Below are 20,278 nucleotides of genomic sequence, written 5' to 3' on the forward strand. Positions count from 1 at the left end.
CCACCCCGGCCCCGCGCCCCCACCCCGGCCGTTGTGTGTGGGGGGCCGGGGGGGGGCGGCCGCGCGGGGGGCCCCCCCCCCCCCCCCCCCCCCCCGGGGGGGGGGGGCCCCCCCCCCCCCCCCCACCCCGCCGTCGTTTGGGTTAAGGCGGGAAAGGATTTGTGGCCTCGCCGAGCCAGGTCACGGGTTTGGTAACTGGAGGCTTCACCTGAACCTCCCAGTTCTCGAGGGCCCAGGCCCCACAAGACTTCAGAGTTGAGAGCCTGTCCACTCCGATCAGGTCCAGACCGTCAGTGGGTTGGCGGCCACACGGAGTCGAGGTCTCCCGGGCCGCGGTGAGTTCACGGCTCTGGGATGCCCGCTACGGGATCCTCCACCGGAGGGTTTTCAATCGAGGCTTAGAATGCAGTGCTTTCCGGTGGTTTGACCGTCTACATCGAACCCGATTTGCAGCGTTCGGGCATTGGGCGGGGGTGCGGGAGTGTAAATCCAGAGTACATCCCACTCTGTTCCGCTACCTGCCATCTTGCCGCCCACACGACGGTACTCGGTACCGACATCGTCAGTGAGTTCGATGCCAATCTGATCGAAGACAGCGATACTCGGCATCTGGGGAGGATATTGTTCCTGACCAACAACTTCTAGATCTTTGTCTCGTTCAGACCAATCCTGAAGGTCTCTCAAGAACTGGCTATCTCGAAGTTGGGTTTCGGTGCCGCGGATACCGTTTAGGTGCAGGTGGACACTCTGTTCGCCTGCCCTTTCTCCTACGTATCCGGGTGCCCTATCCAGGTTGATACCCGCGAAACGTACGTCAATTCCGTCACTGTTCGCAATGACAAGGTCTGATGGGGCGGAAATGATGTTCATAGGCTCACCCTAGTCATCGTTCGGCCTGTTGCCCGGGCTAAGGCCGTCCCTCAAGCCGATCGCCTACCGGGACGCCTTGAAAAGGATGAGCTCTGACTGACCGCTGTCAGCGGTCACTCCGCGAATCTCCGAGAATCGGGCGACCGGCCTGAAGTTGAGAGCCTCATGCATCCTGATGGATGCCGTGTTGTGTTCGTTCGTGAAGTAGTACGCAATCGAATCCCGGGACCAGATCCATTCCAATCTCGCCCAAGTTAGTGCAGAACCGATACCTCGCCGGCGGAACCCCGGAGCGACTTCCACGCCACCGAGATAGTGGCCCGCTGGGGCGTTGCCTTCGGGTTCTGGGTGGAGATGCGTCTTGGCCACGCCGACTACTTCATCCTGTGTGACAGCCACCAGAACGACGCGGTCGCTCCTTGGAGCGATCATCGCACTGGTCCAACGAGTTCGGCCACTGGCATCACAGACCGCATTCACATCTCCCAGGTCATCCATGGTGGCTTCACGAACCTGCATAGGCACAGAGTACCCGGAGAGCTGAACCGCTCCGTCGTTCCCGCCCGCGAGCCAGTGGCTCTGCGGATACTCCAGCGTCCGTTAGGGGATCCTCCAGCGGACGCTCTCGGACGTATCTACAGCTGCATGCTCAGAACTGTTCGGACGGGGATATTCCCGCCCAGATCATCAGCGATGCGGTGCATTCCAATTTTCTTAGCCACCCGCTCTGAAGCTCGGTTACCCGGATGGATGATGGCTATCAGTTCCTTGGCTGCAAGATTTTCTCGGGCGTAGTCGCGACAAGCGGCGGCTGCTTCTGTCGCATACCCTTGGCCGTGCAGGTCCGAGCGCACGTGGTATCCGACCTCAAGCTTCTGTGCGCCGTTCACCTGCTGCCAGGTCAGGCCGCAGTCGCCTATGAAGTCTCCGTCATGCGTTTCGACAATCCATAGGCCGTACCCGTGCTCCGCGTAGTTCTCACGATTCCAGTGGATCCAGTTTGCCGCTTCTTCCCGAGACTTGGGTGCGGGGTAGAAGCGCATCACCTCGGGATCTCCGAGCAACGCGGCCATGTTGTCGAGGTCCGCATCCGTCATCTCACGGAATTGCAATCGATCAGTCCGTTGTGGGGTTGGCATGCTACGACTCTATTTCCAATGGCAGCTGAGCTCGCAAGTCGATCCTTCAGCGGACAGTGGCGGTTATGGCAGCATGGGGACGCTTGCCGGGGTCTTGGCGCATATCAATCTCCAGCACGCGGAAACCAGCTTCTGCCAACAGGTGCCCCATGTGCTCGGTGGACCAGTAGTAGGCAGTAGTTACTGCGTGTTGGAAAGGTGTACCAGGCGGGCCGTCGAAGAATCCGAGGAGTAGTTGTCCTCTCGGGGCAAGGACCCGAGCGAATTCTTCTAGTGCCATGGGCACTTCGTCTGGGGGAATGTGAATGAGGGAGTACCAGGACAGCACGCCATGCAAGGTCTTGTCTGGGAAGTCCATGTCACGGAAGGATCCCACGCGAAAGGGCACGTCGGGGAAGCGAGCGCGGGCGCTCTCGATGAATTCAGGGACAAGGTCGATCCCTTCTATCGTCGAGTTTCGTTGGTGCAGGTAGTTAGTCCAGTGGCCTGGTCCGCACCCGGCGTCGATCATTTGACCGTCGATGCCCGATGCCCAACGCCTGATGCGTTGCTGATCAAGCTCGTGCATATCCTCAACAGAACCAAGAATGCGGGTGTACTCGGCGGCGTGGGTCCGGTACGCGGCCCGGGTAGATTCGTTCCCCATCTTTACGAGCCTAGTCCCACCAGAATGCTCACACCGGACCAACAGGGATGCCCATAGGCCCGCCCGTTAAAGTGCCCGGTGAACGTACCTCAAACGCTGCACACTCGCGCAGACGTCAAAGCAGCCGGTCGGACCCGGCACGAATCATCATTTCGCAGGGGCACCCGGCGCTTTGGGGACCTCCGGGATCAGGTGGGACGGCAGCGTCTCCGGAAGGGTCGACGGGCCGAGGCTCGGCGGAAGCGACGGCTCCCCGAGGGACGGTGGTGTGACAGGAGGCGCTGGCAGCGGCACCTTGCCTGCGTTGTCCTGGTCCTTCGGCGGCTGCGACACTTCAGCGGCCGGGACCTTGCCCGTCTCGGCAGGCGTTGATCCAGACTTGCCTGGCTTGCCATCCTCCGTGGGGACGGCTCCCTCCGTCGATTGAGGGGCAGCCGGTGCCGGCTGGACTCCGGAGGTTGGCGGCACTGCCGGATGCTTTTGCACGGGAGCCGGGGCCGGAGTGAACTGCGAAACCATCGAGCCTACGGCCGCGCCAAGATGCTTGATGGTTGCCGGGATGCCGCCTTCCTGGGCAGCGGCAGCGGTTGCTCCACCGCCCAGGGCTGCAGCCACCGCAAGTCCTGCGATGGCAGCCCGGCGCTTACGACGGCGGGCGGCCAGTTCGTCTTTCACCGGCAGCGCAGTGGTGGGTGCTTGAGCGGTGGTTGGTGCTTCGGCGCTGTCAGGCGTTTCGTCGGCGTGCAGCCCAAGCGTGGAGCCGACCGTGGTGAGTACCGCCGTCGGCAGCTCCTGCACCGCGGAGGCGCCTTCCGCCGTCGTGAGCTTGGCGGTGGGTGCGCCACCAACCATCAGGGCGCGCACGGCGTCGGAGGGCAAAGGCGCGGTGTCCGCGAGCGAGCGAAGCTCCAGGAGTTCGTCGCGGACATCGCTGCCGTGCGGGAACCCGGAGTCGGCCAGCAGGCGATCGACGGCGGATTCCGCTTGGCGCCGTGGGTTGTGTTCGCTCATGATGTGCCATTCCTTTGCAAAGCGCGCTTCCCCAAAGCCTTCTTTCGCAACGCATTCAGTGCCCTGCGTTGCAGCTGTTTGACGGCACCTTGGGATTTGCCCATGATGTCCGCCGCTTCTTCCACGGAGAGGTCCGCGACCACGCGCAGGGCCAGGACCTCCCGGTAATCGTCGGCCAAGTCGTCCATGAGTTCGGTGACCCCCAGGGCGCCAACAGCCTGGTCCTCGGCGGAAGGGGCGCTCCGGCTGTCCAGGTCCGCCTCATACGGAGTGGGCTCGGGGGTGCGTTCCCGTTTCCGGTAGTGGTCCACCATCCGCGCGTGGGCGATGGAAAACAACAGTGTCTTGGCCCCTTGCAGCCCTCCGTGCAGGGTGGCGAGCTTGGGGTAGAGGGCCAGGAAGACGTCCTGAGTCACAGCTTCGGGATCATCCACGCCGCGTGCGCGGAGGTAGCCGAAGACCGGCCCGGAGAAGGCATTGTAGGCAGCCGTGAACAGCAGGGCGGGATCGTCGTGATCCGCCTGCACATTCTCTTCAACCAAAGGGTTCAGCACCCGCGGATGCCTCCATCCAACGCAGCGCAGCGACGTCCCGGGGCCCGTGGAACCGTCGACGCTGCCATCCGTTTCGTAGCGAGGGCTCCTGGTACAAACCGAGGAGCCCCCGCCCTTAAACCGTAGCCGCCAGGTGCTTAGCGGACAGAATCGAGTGCTGCGCCGGGGGCTGCCGGCACGTGGGTGGGAACCTGCGAAGGCACCGCCGGAGTGGCGGGTACTGCGGGAACGGCCGGGAGCTCAGGCGTCGCGGGGACGGCGGGCACAGCCGGAACGGCCGGGAGCTTGGCATCCACCGACGCGCCCGCGTTTGCCGAAGCGTTGGCATTGGCATCAGCCTTCAGGCCGGCAGCCTTGCCTGCGTCAACCACCGCTGCACAGTGCGCGTCGACCTTGGCTTCGCCGCCCGCGGCAACAACCAGGGACTGGTAACCGGGAACCTTGGAATCCGACTGGAGGCCGCCGTTGAGGAAAGCAGTGCACAGACCGAATGCTTCCGGCGTCGCCTCGATGGCGTCACCGGCTACTGACTGTGCCTTGGCTACGGAGTCTTCAGCCTTGGCCTGGCCGGCGTCCTTGACGTCTCCAGCCTTGGCCTTTGCGGTCTCGACGGCGTCAGTTGCCTTGGTTGACGCGGCGTCCGTTGCGTCCGTGGCCTGGGCAGCTGCTTTGTCAGCGACAGGGGCGGGAGCACCCACCAGGTTGTGGGCGGTCTGCTGGATATCGGCGGGAAGCGCACCGGTGGCGGCGGCAACACCGGTGCCGCCGGCGGCTACCGCTCCGGCGGCCAGGACGCCCGCGGCGACTTTGCTGGTGGCGAGGACAGAGAACAAGGACATGAAACCCTCCGAAAAGTTTGGGGAGATTGCCCCGGCAGCGGACGGGCCGCGGCCGGATGATCAGCGTCCGGGACGTGGCCCGTACACCCCCTACATCGCTGTGGACCCCGGTGAGGTTACGCGCTCTCGAAGATTTCTTTTCGCGCCGCTCGCTGCCGGGGGAGATCTGCCCATCGCGGCCAGGCACTGGCAGCGGCTAGGCTCAGGGCAAACCCGGCCTTGTCCTTCATCCAGGACGGGCTACACATATCGAAACGCAGGGGGATGCGGCTGTGGGAAATGGTTTGATCGGTGCCGACGTTGGCGACCTCCGGCGTCTTTCGCAACAGATGGATGCTGACGCGGAGAAGATCACCAACCTCCAGCGCCAGCTCTCCTCCCTGGTCCAGGATGGCCATTATTGGCGCGGCAACGACGCAGACCGTTTCCGCAGCCAATGGAACAGCGACCTTGCCCGGCGGCTCGGTGCCGCTGCCACTTGTTTGCGGACCAGCGCCAAGGCACTGCGCCGTAACGCGGCCGAGCAGGAACTCGCTTCCCGCGGCGATGCCTTCGTTTCCAGCAGCAGCTACTCCAACATTCGTGGTTTCTCCGTTGACCTCGGATCCTACGGACCCGTCCAGCTGGGTGCCGAGGGGTCCGTTGGAGTGGAGGGGAAGAGCGAGGCCCACAGTTCGATGGGTCCCAACGGGCTTGAGTTCGGGGCATCCGCCGACGGTTCAGCGGGCACCCGTTTTGTGGTCTCAAGCAACGGCAACCTTGGGCCGGTCTCGACAAGTACCACCAACGAGACGTTCATCGGTGCGCGGGGTGACGGCAGTATCAGCGGACGCGTTCCCTTTGGCTTCAATCCCTTCGACCCCGCGTCCATCAAAGCCAGTGGCGAAGTGTTCGTAGGAGCGGAAAACATCACCACCACCAAGACCAACTTCCTGGACGGCTGGGTGAACAACACGTCCACGGTCCGCGCCATGACAGGCGCCGAGGCCAGTGCCCACGCCGGGAACAGCTCGTTCCTCTTCGGCGGAGGCGCCGAGGCCTTCGCCGGGCAAAAGGTCACGTTCGGGAATGAAACCGAGGTGGCAGGCGGACTGTTTGGCTTTGGCCAGGGCCTGGAAGTCCGCGGCGGTGCGTGGGCCAGTGCAGGCGAGGCGGAGGTGGGTAAGAGCAAGGCCGACGGCGTCACGGGCTCGGCTGCGAGCGCCGGGGCGGGCGCCGAAGCTACCCAGTCGCAGTACGTGGAGTTCCTGGGCCAGCGCCTCACCACGTCGGGAACAGTGGCCGCCGGCGCCGGCGAGGGTTACACGTTCAAGGCTTCCATGGACGAGGACGGACTCACCTTGGGCGTTGGCGCCAAGATCACCGCCGAACTCGGCCTTGGCGCAGGCGCAGAAGTGCGTATCAGCCCGTCCGGCTTTGCGGACTCCGTCTCCGGCTTTGTTGATTTCCTGAAGAAGTAGCCCCGAACACGCCAGCTTTCCCGCAACCCCTGAGGATCCTATGCCATCGCACCAGATTTTCCCGTCCGCTGACTTCCCCGCCTACCCTTCCATCAGCGTCGATCCGCCCGAAGGATGGCGTACGCAGGTGGTTCCCGACGCCGTCGGCGCGCTCCTTGCCCCGGAAATATCCGGGGAGTACACGCCCAACCTCGTTATCTCCGTGTCCCGCCGGGCTCCCGACTACCAACTGCGGGACATCGCCGCCTCGGTGGACGGTTTCCTCTCGTCACTCCCGGATGCCGTCCTGCTTGGCACCGAACCAGTGGTCATCAACGGACGGGACTGGCACATCCGGGAAGCGCACTACACGCATCCGGATGCGGGATCGCTGACCCAATTCACCGCCGTGACCGTGGTGCACCAAGGCGTGGCTGCTGACGTGGTCCAGCTAACCGGCAGTTGCCGTTTCGTGGAGGGCAGCGACGACATCAAGGCCATCTACGCCGTGGTTGCCAGCGCCCAGATCGCCTAGACCGCGATTCTCCGTGCCTCCTCGATGAGCTTGAGCACGTCCACCGACCCGGCCGGGTCCACAGGTACCGGAAGCGCGGAGGCCGTGCCGCCGTCGTCGATCTTTTCCGCAAGGAGGCGGTAGAACTCCGGGTAGGCCCCACGCTCGGTGGGCACGGTGGTCCGCTGGCCACTGACCTCGAGGGTCCCGTACTCCTCGGGACGTTCGACGCCGTACTCGGCGTTCGTGGGCAGCCCGCCGCCCAGGAGGAACGGCTCCTGCGGATCGGTCCCGAACTTCGCGTACGCACCCTCGGTGCCGAGGACGCGGAATCGTGGACCGTGCAGGTGGCTGTTGAGGTTGAGGGTCAGGTGGCTCACCACGCCGGAATCGTGGCGGAGGGCAATGAGAATGTCGTCATCGGCACGCTCCTGGGCACGCCTGGCCGTGATCTCGGCATACGTGACTTTCGCCGGCCCGAAGAACCGGAGCGCCAGGTCCAGGACGTGTGAGCCGAGGTCGAACAGTACTCCCCCGCCCTCTTCTGCAGTGGCGCCGGCCTTCCACGCTTTGGCGATGGATGGCGCCCAGCGCTCCATGCCGGACTCGAACCGTGTCACCGTACCCAGCGTCCCGGCGTCGAGCAGTTTCCGGACAGTGAGCGAGTCCCCGTCCCAGCGGCGGTTTTGGTAAACGGTGAGGACGCGGCCCTCCTTGGCGGCGAGCTGGATGAGTTCCTCGCCGTCACGGCTGTGGACCACGAACGGTTTGTCGACGACGACGTCGAGGCCGGCTTCCAGCGCGGCTTTCGCGAGCGGGAAATGGGTTGCGGGCGGCGTGCCGAGCACCATGAGGTCCAGGTGGTCCGCGAGGGCCAGGATGTCCTCCGGGGTGTTGACGATCCGTGCCTGCGGATACCGTTGGCGTGCTTTTGCCTGGCGTTCCGGGTCCGACGTGGCGATGACCCTGAGCTCGTAGGCGGGGTTGGCCGCGATGAAAGGTGCGTGGAAAACACTGCCGGACAGGCCAAAGCCCGCGACGGCGGTACGGATCGGCGAGGAGGTCATGCCCCAAGGCTACCGATCCTCTCTCACCAAACCGCCCTTTTCCGGCATCCCTCTCTCATCGGGTGAGAGAGGGATTGGTATTACGGGGTGTTCGGTGAGAGAGGGATTGGGTTTTTGGGGGTGTTCGGTGAGAGAGGGATTGGGTTTTTGGGGGTGTTCGGTGAGAGAGGGCTGGAAAGGGGAAGGCCGGGACCCTCCGCTGGTGCGGAAGTTCCCGGCCTTCTACCGGTCAAACTTCGGAAGGGTTAGCCCTTCTTCTTGCCCTTTTCCCAGCCGATGGTGGTCCAGTCGGGAACGTTGGAGTTGCTCTTGAACAGGGACGGACCGTAGTTGGCCAGGCCCGTGTGCACGAACTGGATCTCCGGGCCGTTGAGGACTGTACCCATGGAGAAGTACTTCTCCATGTGCTTCTTCTCTACCTCGACGGCAGCCTTGTTCCGCTCGGTGTCATCGGCGATGGCTGCCAGGCGCTTGATCTCGGCGTCCAGTTCAGCATCACCCAGGCCGTTTTCGTTGGTGCTGGATTCGTAGAACTGCTTCACAGCGTCGGTGGCATCCGCGCCCACGGTGTAGCCGGAAATGGTGAGGTCGAAGTCACGGGTACCCAAGACCTTGCCGAAGTCGGCGTCACCACGCTGGTCGATCGTCACGTCCATGCCTGCAGCCTTGAGCTGGGCCATCAGCGTCTGCGACGTGGCACCGGTGGTGGGGTCGTCGCCGAAGTTGGTGATCTTGAAGGCTACCGGGACGCCGTCCTTGGCCATGATGCCCTTGTCATTGGCGGTGTAGCCTGCGTCGGTCAGGACCTTCTTCGCGGCATCAGCACCCGTTTCCTTCACAGGGTAATTGTCCTGGTAGTACTCGGAGAACGGCATGAGCATCATGGAGCCCGAGCTCTCTTCGGACCAGTTCAGGCCGTTGAATCGGACGTCCCGGATGGCTTTGCGGTCGACGGCGGTGAAGATCGCCTTACGCACTGCGACGTCGGTCAGGGCCGGACGCTTGGCGTTGATGTTCAGGCCACCTGCGAACAGGCGCTGGCCGCGACGCACGTCGGCGTCCTTGGTGCCTTCGAGCTGCTTGTAGCGGTTCAGGGTGCGGGCGTTCGTGGCGTCGATTTCGCCGTTCTTGAAGGCGGCGATGGTGGCGCTGGGCTCCATCTGGCGCCAGATGATCTTGTCCAGGACCGGCTTCTGGCCCCACCACTTTTCATTCGGAACCATGGTGACGGTCTTAGCCGTGGCATCGTACTTGTCCACCTTGAAGGGGCCAGCCATCCACTCAGGGTGCATGTCGCCGGCGAAACCCTTGTTGAAGATGTCCGCGGTGTTGATGGCGGGGTGGATCAGGCCGAAGAACAGGCTTTCCAGCGGGTAGACCGGCTGGGTGGTGGTGACGATGACTTCCTTGTCGTTGGCACCTGCCTTGACCGAATCAACGAAGGCGTAGTTGCCTGCGGTGACGATGTCGATGGACTTGTCCTCGCCCTTGAGCATGTTCCACGTGTTTTGGAAGGTCTTGACGTCGATCGGAGTTCCATCATTCCAGGTCGCCTTGTCATTGACCTTGATGGTGATGGTCTGCTTGCCATCCTTGACTTCGCTCTTGACGTCCTCGCAGAAGTCCTTGTTGGGGGTCGCCTTGCCGTCGTAGTCGAGCTTCCAGCAACCGCCGATGCCACCGCTGCTGATGGCGGCCGTGTTGACCGGGGTCAACAGCGCGGAGCTGTCGGCACTGTTACCCACGTTGGAGTTGTTGTTGAAGTCGGGGCCAATGCTGCCCACTGCCAAGGTGACGGTGCCGCCTTGGTCCAGGTCCTTGGTTTCCTTGGCGTTGACGCTGATCAGCTTGCTGATGTCACCGCCCGCTTCTTCGGCCTTCTGGGAGGCCGGACCCGACGGCGTTCCCCCGCCGCAGGCGGTCAGCATCAGCGCTGCCGCGAGTGCTACGCCGCCGATCGTCGTGTACTTCTTCATGGTTTGCCCTTCATGTTTTACGACTTGGATTGCGAGTTGAATACAGGGTTCAAATGAGTCATGTGTCGTCAGGCATGCACCACCAGCATGTCGGCATCTATTTCTCCGTCCGGGAAGAAGCACGCGAAGTCCTGTTGCCCTTCCGAAGCCAGGGGCGGCTCCAGATTAAGGCACTTCTCCTGTTTCGCAGCAGGCAGCGCGGCAAAGACCGGGCAACGAGTCGCGAAGTTACATCCCTTCGGCGCATCCAACGGGCTGGGAAGGTCGCCCTGCAGGATGATGCGTTCACGGGTGCGTTCCACCTCGGGGTCCGGGACGGGGATCGCGGAGAGCAGCGCACGGGTGTACGGATGGCGTGGATTGTCGAACACGTCGTCCACGTCTCCGGTCTCCACGATCTTCCCGAGGTACATCACGGCCACCCGATTGGAGATATGCCGGACGACGGAAAGATCGTGGGCCACCATGAGGTAGCTCAGCCCGAGTTCGGCCCTGAGCTTGTCCAACAGGTTGATCACTCCGGCCTGCACGGAAACATCCAGCGCGGACACGGGCTCGTCCAGCACCACGAGTTTCGGGTTGACCGCGAGCGCCCGGGCAATGCCGATGCGCTGGCGCTGCCCTCCGGAGAACTGGTTGGGAAAGCGGTTCACGTGGTCCGGCTGCAGCCCAACCAGGCGCATGAGTTCCATGATCCGCTTCTTGACCGCGGCCTTGGGCATGCCCAGGTTTTCCAGCGGCTCGGCCAGGACCTCGTAAACAGTGAAGCGCGGGTCCAGGGCTCCGGTGGGGTCCTGGAAGACCATCTGCATTTCCTTGCGCATGGCCATCTTGGTCTTGTTGTCAGTGGCTGCTTTGTTGCTGACTCCGCCGATCACCACTTCACCCGCCTGGTCCGGGTGGAATTCCATGATTTCCAGGAGCGTGGTGGTCTTGCCGCACCCCGATTCGCCCACGATCGAGACGCACTCGCCTTCGCGGATATCGAAGCTCAGCCCGTCCACGGCCTTCACCGTGCCGATCCGTCGCTTGATCAAGGCACCCTTGAGCAGCGGGAAGTGTTTCTTCACGCCCTTGAGTTCCAGGACCTTTTGGCGCTCGAGGCGGGGAACGCCGTCGAACTTTGACACCGGAACCGGCGGCGCGTGGAAAATCTTGTGCGCGTCCGCGTCGCCGGACAGCTTGTCCGACTTGATGCAGGCCGCACGGTGGCCGTCCGAGCCCGGCACCTTCCAGAGGTCCGGCTCACCTTCCAGGCAGGCTTCGCCAGCCAGCGGGCAACGCGGCGCAAAGGAGCAGCCGTTCACCGGCAGGGCCAGGTTGGGCGGGGTCCCCTCAATGGGAACCAGCGACTGCTTCTCGGACGAATCCACTCGGGGAACAGCGCCGAGGAGACCCAGTGTGTACGGCATCCGGGGGTTGTAGTAGATGTCCTCCACAGTCCCGGATTCCACAGGCTTGCCCGCGTACATGACCATGATGTCGTCGGCCATGCCGGCCACCACGCCAAGATCGTGCGTGATCATGACGACGGCGGCACCGGTCTCCTCCTGCGCGGTGTGCAGGACTTCCAGCACCTGCGCCTGGATGGTGACGTCCAGCGCCGTCGTGGGTTCATCAGCGATGAGTACCCGCGGATCGTTGGCGATCGCGATGGCGATCATGACGCGCTGGCGCATGCCGCCGGAGAACTCGTGCGGGAACGCTTTGAGCCGGTCCTTCGGGCTGGGGATGCCCACCATGCGCAAAAGCTCGACGGCGCGGGCTTCTTTTGCCTGTTTGCTCATGGTGGGGTTATGCACCGTGAGCGCCTCGATGATCTGGTTGCCCACGGTGAAAACGGGGGTCAGCGAGGACAGCGGGTCCTGGAACACCATGGCAATGTCGTTGCCACGGTACTTGCACATGGCCTTGTCGCTGAGGCCAAGAAGTTCCTTGCCCTTGAACCGGACGGAGCCGGTGATGTCAGCGGTTTCGGGGAGCAAGCCCATGATGGCCATGGAGGTGACGGACTTGCCCGAGCCGGACTCGCCCACGATGCCCAGCGTCTTGCCCGGCATGAGGTCGAAGTCCACACCACGGACCGCGTGGACCACGCCGTTTTCGGAATTGAAGCGGACGTTGAGGTCGCGGACGCTCAGCACGGTGTCGCCCGGAGCGTACAGGCCGGCGTCACGGAGCCGTTCGGCTGGAGTGTGGGAAATATTGGTGCTCATTTGCTGGCCCCCTTCACAGTCTTGGGTGTTTTGCGTTTCGCCCGTCCGATGGAACTGGAGCTGGGGTCGAAGGCGTCACGCAGTCCGTCGTTCATCATGGCGAGCGAACCCGTGAGGAGGAACATGACGATCAGCGGAACCCAGAACATCCACGGGAAGGAGGACACCTGGCCGGTTGCCTGGCCGATCAGGACGCCCAGGCTAGCGTCCGGGTACTTGATGCCGATGCCGATGAAGGAGAAAGCAACTTCGGCCAGCACCGCGCCGGTAATGCCGCGGGTGAAGTCCAGGACCAGGAGCGAGCCGATGTTGGGGACCAGATGGCGCCACACAATGCGGCGGGAAGGGACTCCCATGTACTTGGCAGCTTTGACGTAGTCGCGCTGCATGAGGGACATGGACAGGGACCGGACCAAACGGGCGGTTCCCATCCAGCTGAAGAAGAGCAACACGATGATCAGCAGCAGCCAGCTGGGCAGGTCCTTGAGCCCGCCACTGCCGCTGGTTGCCACGGCGACCACCAAGATGGCGGGCATCATGATGAGGGCTTCCAGGATGAACAACATGGTGGCGTCCACCTTGCCGCCGAAGAACGCCATGGTGCAGCCGTAGACCGCGGAGATCAGGACGGACAGCCCACCGACGATCAGGCCGATGAAGATCGATGTCCTGGTTCCGTCCACGATGAGGGCCATGAGGTCGATGCCGGCCTGGGTGGTGCCGAAGAAGTGGTCCGGCGATGGGCCCATGCCGATGTTGAAGGGATCGATGGTGACCTTGTCCCACGGGGTCAGGAAACCGCCCAGCAAGGAGAACAGGAACAACGCCAGGAAGATCAGCAGGCCGGCCACGGCGGTCTTGTTCCGCATGAAGCGCCGGAAGATGATGCGGGATTTCCCGATCACCACGTCCGGGTCCGAAACCCGGGATTCCTCGATTTCGGCGATGGGATCAATGATGTTGGTCATTACTGGACCCTCACTCGTGGATCGACCAGCGTGGTGGCGAAGTCGGCAAGGATGGCGCCGATCGCGAAGATCACCGAACCGTACGCCAGCGTGGCGGTAGCGACATTGACGTCCTGGAGTCCGATCGACTGGATGCTCCACAAACCAATACCGGGCCAGGCGAAGATGGCCTCAGCGAAGAAGCCGCCCGTGAAGATAGCGGGGATGGTGAAGGCGATGCTTTGGGCCACCGGGATGAAGGAGACCCGCAGGGCGTGTTTCCGAATGGCCTGGTTGCGTGTGAGGCCCTTGGCCCGGGCCGTGCGGACAAAGTCGGCGTTGACGTTGTCCAGCAGGTACTGGCGCTGGGCGATCTGGTAGCCCGCCCAACCGAAGATGGTCATCGCGAAGGTAGGCACGGCGTAGTGAGCCACCAGATCGACGAAAGCCGGCCAGCCGGGGTCGATTCCCGGCGTCGAAATTCCTGTCACGAAGAAGATGCGCTGCCCCGCGGCCTCGTTGAGGCCGATGGCGCCCAGCTGGACCAGGAAGTAAGCGATGGGGGCGGGGAGGATGTGGACCAGGTAGCTGTAGGACGTGATGACGCGGTCCTGGTATTTGTACTGCCGGGCCGCCGAGTACACGCCCAGGGCCACGCCGATGATCAGCGTCAGGATGATTGACGCTATGAACAGCCGGGTGGAGACGAGCACCCGGTCGGCGAATTCGGCGTTCACGAAGGCGCCGTTGGGGCTGCGGCCCCAGTCCCAGCGGGTGACGATCCCGCCGAGCCACTCGACGTAGCGCTCCCAGGGGTTCGCGTTGGGATCGAGGCCGAGGCCCTTGAAGGAAGCAGCGACTTGCTCGGGGGTTGGCCGCGGAATTTTCTCCTGCTCAAGCAGGGCCGGTTTGAGCGTGGAGACTGCCAGGAAGTATCCCGCACTCGTGGTCAGGAAGATCATGATCAGGTAGATCCCCGACCGCTTCAACAGATATTTCAGCATGTCGGGCAGCTGCCCTGGATCGTGGCAAAGCTCAAAGCTGGTCCTTCCGCGGTTCCCGGCTGTGGCCGGTGTCAGCTACGAATTGGCGCAGGGGTGATGTACCCCCAAAGCCCCTTCAGTGAACGCCGGCCGTTGTATGGCATGGGTCACATTCAAGAGGAAACTACCACAATAACTGCTTCACATATCGCTTCACGAGGTCCAGTTTCGCCCCTGCGGCCAGATTGTTATGTACAGACTGCGTCACGAAACGGCAGGTTACGCCACTGGAGTTCCTCCCGGGTGAACACGGGCGCACCTCCCGGGTGAACTCCAGCGCGAATCGCGAGTGAATACCGGAGCCTTTCTTCGGTGCAACCGCCAGTTCCGCGGCCTACTGGCCCGCGACCAGGCGGCTGACCAGCTCTCCCCAGGAATCGGTGAGCCGCTTGGGCGAGATGCCATGGACGCGGACATCGTTGACGATGCGTTCCGGGTCCAGTGCCGAGATCAGGGTCATCGCCATCACCCATGGATCCGGCACACCCGCCTCGCGCAACAGGACCTCGATATGTCGATGGGCCAGCACGGTGGCCGGAACATCGAAGCGGTTCCTGGTGGAGGCTCCGGCCGCCTTCCAGAGATCCCCGTATTCGAGGACAAAATAGATGCGGCCTTCACCGAAGGCGACGAGCCGTTCCCTGGGTTGCGCGCCGGGACCAAGGGGCGGCGGCCCGAACATGAAGCCACGCTGGAACTCCGACTCCGAGTCACTGAGGAGCGTCATCATGAGCCCGGCCCGGCTGCCGAATCGCCGGAAGACCGTCCCCTTGCCCACCTTCGCCTTGCACGCGAGTGCATCCATGGTGAGCGCTTCCGCCCCGAACTCATCCACCAACTCGCGGGCAGCGCAAAGCAGCCGCTCGCGATTCCGTGCGGCATCACTGCGCTCGTGGGGCGCCCCGAGGGGTACGTCGGGCCGCATTGGGATGAAGCTCACAAGAAACATTCTAGACCCGGGAATAGAAAGCGGACCGCGGTCCGTTTAGTATCGGTGAAGGCTCAAAACACCCACCAAGGAGACCCCAATGTCCAAGAGCACTGTTCTTACCCTCGTCGGCAGCCTCCGCGCTGATTCCCACAACAAGAAGCTCGCCGAAGCCATCCAGCTGAACGCCCCGGAGGACGTCGACGTCCAGATCCACGGCTCCCTGGGAAGCATCCCGTTCTACAACGAAGACATCGACGTCGAAGGCCAGGTTCCCGCCGAAGCCGCCGCCCTGCGCGAGGCCGCGTCCAAGGCAGACACCATCCTCTTGGTCACCCCCGAGCACAACGGCACCGTGCCCGCATCGCTGAAGAACGCCATCGACTGGCTGTCCCGCCCCTTCGGCGCCGGCGCCCTCGCCGGCAAGCCGACCGCCGTCGTCGGAACCGCCTTTGGTCAGTACGGCGGCGTCTGGGCGCAGGACGAAGCCCGCAAGGCCGTGGGCATTGCCGGCGCCAAGGTCCTGGAAGACGTCAAGCTCGCCGTGCCGGGCTCCATGATCCGCTTCGCCGAACTGCACCCCAAGGACGACGCCGAAGTTGTTGAGCAGATCAAGGGCATCTTCGAGCCCCTGACGGCCGTCCAGGAAGAAGAAGTCGCCGCCTAAGGCTCCCCCTTTCTGCCCCCGTTCCGCCTGCTTGCCCCGGGCGGAACGGGGGCACCTTCGTTTCCCGGCGTGACCAACTCTTGTCCGAACCGACACCGAAGCGGCATGTTCCTTGCCGCCCCGGCGGCCTAACGTTGGAGGACAGGTAAACGGACAGGAGCGTGGGGCTGTCATGCGTGCCGGGTGGGGACTGCCAAGTACGACGGCGATCGCGGCTGCCTGCCTCATGGCCAGTTACTTCGTGGCTGGCTGTACCCCGTCACCGGAGGCTTCGCCGGGCGGTGGTGTTTTGTCTGGCACTGCTTCCCCGGCTGCCGCTGGACCATACCCCAGCGGCCTCTCGTCTTCGAACCCTGTTGCTTCGCCGACGCCATCGACTTTCGCCGACGGATCGGCAGTATCGTCGGCCCCGGGGCAGTCCGCACCTGCCTCCGCCATCTCCACCTCTCCGTCCCCTGCATCCACGGCTTCCGGTCCGGGCACTGGGACCTCGTCCAACGCCCCAACCAGCCCACCGACCGCGGATGCCGCCGTCGGGCCATCAACGGCTTCGGCCTCATCCGCGCCGGCCTCATCCGCGCCGTCCGCGTCCGCACCGTCCACGTCGCAGGGCGCTGCTGTTCCTGCCGCCCGGGCGGCCGCCGCGCAGCCTCCGGCGGACCTCGGCCCCGCCGTTTACTACGTTGCCATCAACGACGGCGGCTCCCGGGGAGTGCGGTTCGGGTGCAATGACAGCCTGGTGGCCGTGCGGGGTGCAGCCGTACCCGGCGATCCGTTGACCGTGGCACTCGGCCGGCTGCTGGGCGCGGGGATGCCCTTGGACAACGACGCCGCGCTCTATGATTCCCTGGCCGCGTCCTCCCTGCAGTTCGTGTCCGGGTACGTCAGCGGATCCACGGTGGTGGTGAACCTGACCGGCTCCCTCCGGCCAGGCGGCGTGTGCGACATTCCACGGATCGAAGCCCAGTTGACCCACACGGTGGTGTCGGCCAGCGGTGCGACGAGGGCGGAGATCTACATCAATGGGATGACGCTGGACGTTGCACTGAGCCTGCGCTGAGCCGCGCGGGGGGGCGGCGGCCGCAGGCCGGGCGTCGTGTCATTTCCCGGCCTGTAAACAAAGCCTGTAAGGGGAAATCTGTCCCCACCTTCCCGAATAGTCCACGGAGATGTCCACGCCCTGCCTCATAGGATGACGCCATGACCTTCTCCCGCCCTCTGACGCTGACCGGTAAACACGTAACCCTGGAGCCGCTGTCCGAGAAGCACCACGACGGGTTGTGCTCTGCGGTAGAGGATGGCCGGATGTGGACCACATGGTTCACCCGCATCCCCTCACCGGATCAAATGGCGGCCGAGATCCAAAAAAGGCTGGAACTTTCGGAGCAGGGAACCATGCTGCCGTGGACCATTCGCCGGAACGATACAGGGGCAATCTGCGGGATGACCACGTTCTGCAACATCCGGGCAGACCACCGACGGCTGGAAATTGGTTCAACGTGGCTGGCCAAAAGCGCGCAACGGACTCCCATCAACACTGAAGCCAAACTCCTTCAGCTCACACACGCCTTCGAAGCACTTGACTGCATCGCGGTGGAGTTCAGGACCCACTGGCACAACCACGTTTCGCGTGCTGCCGTAACCCGACTCGGGGCCAAGCAGGACGGCGTACTCCGGAACCACGATCCATGGAGGGACGGAACCATGCGCGACCTTGTGGTGTTCTCCATCATCGAGAGCGAATGGCCCACAGTCAGGTTGTCGCTTCGGGAGAAGCTCACGCGAGCACAAACAGTGGCCTCGACCTAGACTGCCGGCAAGTAGGTCCGGCAGCGACGGAAATGCCACAGGCCCGGCAATGTTTATTGCCGGGCCTGTGGATAAAACCTCTAACGGAGAACTCGCCCCCGCCTTCTCGAATAGTCTACGGAGATGTCGTCTCCTCAGCAAATGGAACCAACGTCGCCTGTGTGGGATGCGTTCCAAGGCTATATTTCACCAGCAAGGTTGGGACCATATCTTTCAACATCGAGGGGTAATCGGAAAAAGGCGATTCAGTTGTACCACTGGAATATCGGACTCTCCGGCGCGGTCTACGAATCATTGCATTTCTTTGAAGTCGTGCTGCGCAACGCATTGGATGCCGAGCTCGGCGCGTGGAACTCCACCCAACCCAAACCGACGGGAGGCCTGCATGGTGCGGATTGGCTGACGGACCCGTCTGCGTTGCTTCATAAACTCACCCGACATGGCAATGACATCCGGGACGCCACGACCCGCGCCAAACGCGCAACCCGTGGACGTACGATGCCTACATCACATGCCGATGTGCTGGCACAAATGAGCTTTGGAACATGGCGATTCCTGCTGCCGGACAAAACTCCCGCACGCAAGCTTCTGTGGAGAAATTCACTCATGAAAGCGTTCCCGCACACCGCGCGGACAGGCACCGAAGTAACGCACGATGTAGCGGGCATTTATCAATTGCGAAACCGGGTAGCACACTTGGAACCATTGCTCAGGACGGGCTCCGTCCACTCGAATTACCGCGCCATGCGGCGGGTTTTGGGGGAGATCAATCCACTGATGGAACAGCGCTTTGTCTCCAATCAGCGGATTACCGCGCACATTTCACGTTGGCCTGGCTAATCCATCGCCCGCTGCTACGTTGCGGGGCAGCGACGGAATGGCGGGGGTTGGGACGGTGTCGGGCTGCTTCAGGCCGTGGCTATTGCCAGCACACGCCGGAGGGCCCAGGCAACGCGCAGCAAGGACAGGACGGACGCGAATGCCAGCACGAAGACCACGGCCTCTGGGACCCACAGGCCGGTAGGCGCATCGCCCTCCAGGACCATGGTTGCCAGTGCAATAACCAGGAGCAGCCCGAGACCGGGGATGGCGAACAGGAAGACCTCGCCGATCTGGCGCCGGTGCGTGGCCGTGAGCTTCTCCAGCGGCAGCTCACGTTGTCCTGGCGCGGCCTTCTTGCCGAGGACGTTGATGAGCATGGAAACACTGGTCAGGGTCAAGCCCGCTGTGGCACCGGCAAGGGTAGCCAACGTCTGGAAGAGGGTTCGCCGGGCACCCGGTCCAACGCCTTCCAGGATCAATGGCTGACGGAAAACCAACGCGGCACCGAGCCACAACAGGACCGCCAGGGTGGCCCAGGCGTAGTCGGCACGTGGATGAAGCAGGAACCAGCGCCACAGTGTCCGGCGCCGCCCAGTGCGTTCAATGTCAACCTCGTACAAGCTCATGGCCCGCACCGCCTTGCGCTTCCTGGGGCTTGGATCCTTCCCGGGACTTGGGTTCGTCCCGGGACTCAGGCTCTTCCCGGCTGGCCACGGCAGCAGCCATGGCCGCCCGGACCGCGACCACGCCGCCAGCGACGAGGTCCGGCACCGCACCGTTATCCGGCGCGCCCTTGGTGTCGGGGAGGGTTCGGGCGAAGAAGGCCTCGTTGTCCCTGGCCTGCTTGTTCAGGATGGCAACGGCCTCTGCCACCGATCTGGCGGGATCGTTGAACACGTCCGCATCAACGTCGATGTGAGAGATGAAGCGTTCCTTGAGCAGATCCACGACTTCGCGGTCTCCGCTCAGTGAGTCCTTGCCCTCGGCCACCACATAGTCGAAGTGCTCCACGGAACCGGCCCTCCGGAAAAGGTCGATGAGTTGCTGGATGCGGTCGCGGATCCGTTGCTTGTCCTCGGCCTTGCCGGACCGCCCTACACTCAAGGAGATCCGGAACGTGCCTTCGGTCATGAGCCGGGACGCGCTGTCCAGGACATCGGCCCATTCGCCTTCCATCAGCTTCCCGGACAACCGTTCGGCCGGAAGGGCGAACTCGAAGCGGCTCACCTCCAAGCGTGCCAGGATCTCCTCAATGTCCTCCCGGACCACGGGAACCAGCGCGGGCTCCAGTCCGAGCATCCCGCCCAGGTACTCCCCCATCCGCGAAGCCCTGGGGCCGTTGCCGCTGGTGAGCACGGCGATGACATTCCGTTTCAGGAAGGCGAAGTAGGTGGTCTCGAGAAGGTGGTCTCCAGGAGCCAACGGCAAGGGTTTGCGACGGCCAAGGGGATCGCCGACGCTGGGCAGGTTGGTATCCCGGACCCGATCCAGCAACAGCACGGGGTTCGGCGAGACTGCCGCCGTTTGGGCCAGCAGGACCGTGCCATCGGAAGAGGTGAAGTGGCGGTCGGTGCCATCCTCACGGGCTTTCCGAACGACGTCGGCCACGCGCCGTGCAGGGAACGGCCGGGTGAGGGCATCCCCGTTGAGCTGCTCAATGCGCCAAAACTGCACACTGCGTCTTGCCATCCGGCCCTCCTCTGCCCGCTTCCTTTACTCAACCCAAGCTATAGGTGGGGTCCGACAATATGGTGCGTGCCGCCGTCGTACATTTACCGGCTCCGCGGCAGC

Annotated in this window: 21 protein-coding genes; 6 read left to right on the plus strand and 15 right to left on the minus strand. The window is 63.5% G+C overall.

The features are described from left to right. Positions 1-387: 387 nt before the first annotated feature. From ACIQTZ_RS18030 to ACIQTZ_RS18060, 7 genes are all read right to left on the minus strand, one after another. Positions 388-870: a hypothetical protein gene (locus ACIQTZ_RS18030; RefSeq protein ID WP_402982648.1), complete on the minus strand. Its 483-nt coding sequence runs from the start codon at positions 868-870 to the stop codon at positions 388-390. Positions 871-933: 63 nt separating this feature from the next. Next, a complete protein-coding gene (locus tag ACIQTZ_RS18035; RefSeq protein ID WP_402947987.1) occupies positions 934-1,389 on the minus strand; it encodes a GNAT family N-acetyltransferase in 456 nt (151 codons plus the stop codon). Positions 1,390-1,505: 116 nt separating this feature from the next. Then, entirely contained in the window at positions 1,506-2,009 is a 504-nt protein-coding gene (locus ACIQTZ_RS18040) for a GNAT family N-acetyltransferase (protein WP_402982649.1), read from the minus strand. Positions 2,010-2,055: 46 nt separating this feature from the next. Next, entirely contained in the window at positions 2,056-2,655 is a 600-nt protein-coding gene (locus ACIQTZ_RS18045) for a class I SAM-dependent methyltransferase (RefSeq protein ID WP_402982651.1), read from the minus strand. 147 nt (positions 2,656-2,802) lie between these two features. After that, a complete protein-coding gene (locus tag ACIQTZ_RS18050; RefSeq protein WP_402982653.1) occupies positions 2,803-3,666 on the minus strand; it encodes a hypothetical protein in 864 nt (287 codons plus the stop codon). Continuing rightward, a complete protein-coding gene (locus ACIQTZ_RS18055; RefSeq protein WP_400333332.1) occupies positions 3,663-4,220 on the minus strand; it encodes an RNA polymerase sigma factor in 558 nt (185 codons plus the stop codon). The genes ACIQTZ_RS18050 and ACIQTZ_RS18055 overlap by 4 nt, the downstream gene beginning before the upstream one ends. Before the next feature lie 137 nt (positions 4,221-4,357). After that, a complete protein-coding gene (locus ACIQTZ_RS18060; RefSeq protein WP_402982654.1) occupies positions 4,358-5,059 on the minus strand; it encodes a hypothetical protein in 702 nt (233 codons plus the stop codon). A gap of 272 nt (positions 5,060-5,331) precedes the next feature. On the opposite strand from ACIQTZ_RS18060, the gene ACIQTZ_RS18065 reads away from it, so the two are divergent. Further along, entirely contained in the window at positions 5,332-6,519 is a 1,188-nt protein-coding gene (locus tag ACIQTZ_RS18065) for a WXG100 family type VII secretion target (protein ID WP_402982656.1), read from the plus strand. 40 nt (positions 6,520-6,559) lie between these two features. Continuing rightward, complete coding sequence (locus tag ACIQTZ_RS18070; RefSeq protein ID WP_402982658.1) at positions 6,560-7,033, plus strand: hypothetical protein; 474 nt, start codon at positions 6,560-6,562, stop codon at positions 7,031-7,033. Here the strand turns inward: ACIQTZ_RS18070 and ACIQTZ_RS18075 are convergent. The 6 genes from ACIQTZ_RS18075 to ACIQTZ_RS18100 form a co-directional block, all read right to left on the minus strand. Next, positions 7,030-8,079, minus strand: coding sequence for a Gfo/Idh/MocA family oxidoreductase (locus ACIQTZ_RS18075; protein ID WP_402982659.1), 1,050 nt, complete (start codon positions 8,077-8,079; stop codon positions 7,030-7,032). The genes ACIQTZ_RS18070 and ACIQTZ_RS18075 overlap by 4 nt on opposite strands. A 245-nt stretch (positions 8,080-8,324) precedes the next feature. Then, positions 8,325-10,055, minus strand: coding sequence for an ABC transporter family substrate-binding protein (locus ACIQTZ_RS18080; RefSeq protein ID WP_400333318.1), 1,731 nt, complete (start codon positions 10,053-10,055; stop codon positions 8,325-8,327). 68 nt (positions 10,056-10,123) lie between these two features. Next, positions 10,124-12,271 carry a dipeptide ABC transporter ATP-binding protein gene (locus ACIQTZ_RS18085; RefSeq protein WP_402982661.1) on the minus strand — a complete coding sequence of 716 codons (2,148 nt, stop codon included), beginning with the start codon at positions 12,269-12,271 and terminating at the stop codon, positions 10,124-10,126. Beyond that, on the minus strand, positions 12,268-13,239 hold the full coding sequence (locus ACIQTZ_RS18090; protein WP_402982663.1) for an ABC transporter permease: 972 nt from the start codon (positions 13,237-13,239) through the stop codon (positions 12,268-12,270). The genes ACIQTZ_RS18085 and ACIQTZ_RS18090 overlap by 4 nt, the downstream gene beginning before the upstream one ends. Then, positions 13,239-14,222: an ABC transporter permease gene (locus tag ACIQTZ_RS18095; RefSeq protein ID WP_400333309.1), complete on the minus strand. Its 984-nt coding sequence runs from the start codon at positions 14,220-14,222 to the stop codon at positions 13,239-13,241. Before ACIQTZ_RS18095 ends, ACIQTZ_RS18090 begins: the two co-directional genes overlap by 1 nt. A 373-nt stretch (positions 14,223-14,595) precedes the next feature. Then, positions 14,596-15,201, minus strand: coding sequence for a TetR/AcrR family transcriptional regulator (locus ACIQTZ_RS18100; RefSeq protein ID WP_400333306.1), 606 nt, complete (start codon positions 15,199-15,201; stop codon positions 14,596-14,598). Positions 15,202-15,289: 88 nt separating this feature from the next. Here ACIQTZ_RS18100 and ACIQTZ_RS18105 point away from each other — a divergent pair, with 88 nt between their 5' ends. The 4 genes from ACIQTZ_RS18105 (at position 15,290) to ACIQTZ_RS18120 (ending at position 18,505) form a co-directional block, all read left to right on the plus strand. Further along, entirely contained in the window at positions 15,290-15,856 is a 567-nt protein-coding gene (locus ACIQTZ_RS18105) for an NAD(P)H-dependent oxidoreductase (RefSeq protein WP_402982665.1), read from the plus strand. Positions 15,857-16,028: 172 nt separating this feature from the next. Further along, positions 16,029-16,916 carry a hypothetical protein gene (locus ACIQTZ_RS18110; protein WP_402982666.1) on the plus strand — a complete coding sequence of 296 codons (888 nt, stop codon included), beginning with the start codon at positions 16,029-16,031 and terminating at the stop codon, positions 16,914-16,916. 140 nt (positions 16,917-17,056) lie between these two features. Next, positions 17,057-17,665, plus strand: coding sequence for a GNAT family N-acetyltransferase (locus tag ACIQTZ_RS18115; RefSeq protein ID WP_402982668.1), 609 nt, complete (start codon positions 17,057-17,059; stop codon positions 17,663-17,665). A 123-nt stretch (positions 17,666-17,788) separates the two neighbouring features. Then, a complete protein-coding gene (locus ACIQTZ_RS18120) occupies positions 17,789-18,505 on the plus strand; it encodes a hypothetical protein (RefSeq protein ID WP_402982670.1) in 717 nt (238 codons plus the stop codon). Positions 18,506-18,573: 68 nt separating this feature from the next. Here ACIQTZ_RS18120 and ACIQTZ_RS18125 read toward each other — a convergent pair whose 3' ends face one another. Further along, positions 18,574-19,113, minus strand: a complete 540-nt coding sequence (locus tag ACIQTZ_RS18125; protein ID WP_400333294.1) for a hypothetical protein — start codon at positions 19,111-19,113, stop codon at positions 18,574-18,576. After that, a complete protein-coding gene (locus ACIQTZ_RS18130; protein ID WP_402982672.1) occupies positions 19,094-20,176 on the minus strand; it encodes a hypothetical protein in 1,083 nt (360 codons plus the stop codon). The genes ACIQTZ_RS18125 and ACIQTZ_RS18130 overlap by 20 nt, the downstream gene beginning before the upstream one ends. Between the last annotated feature and the right edge of the window lie 102 nt (positions 20,177-20,278).

This window comes from Paenarthrobacter sp. NPDC090520 (genome assembly GCF_044769205.1).
Classification (GTDB): domain Bacteria; phylum Actinomycetota; class Actinomycetes; order Actinomycetales; family Micrococcaceae; genus Arthrobacter.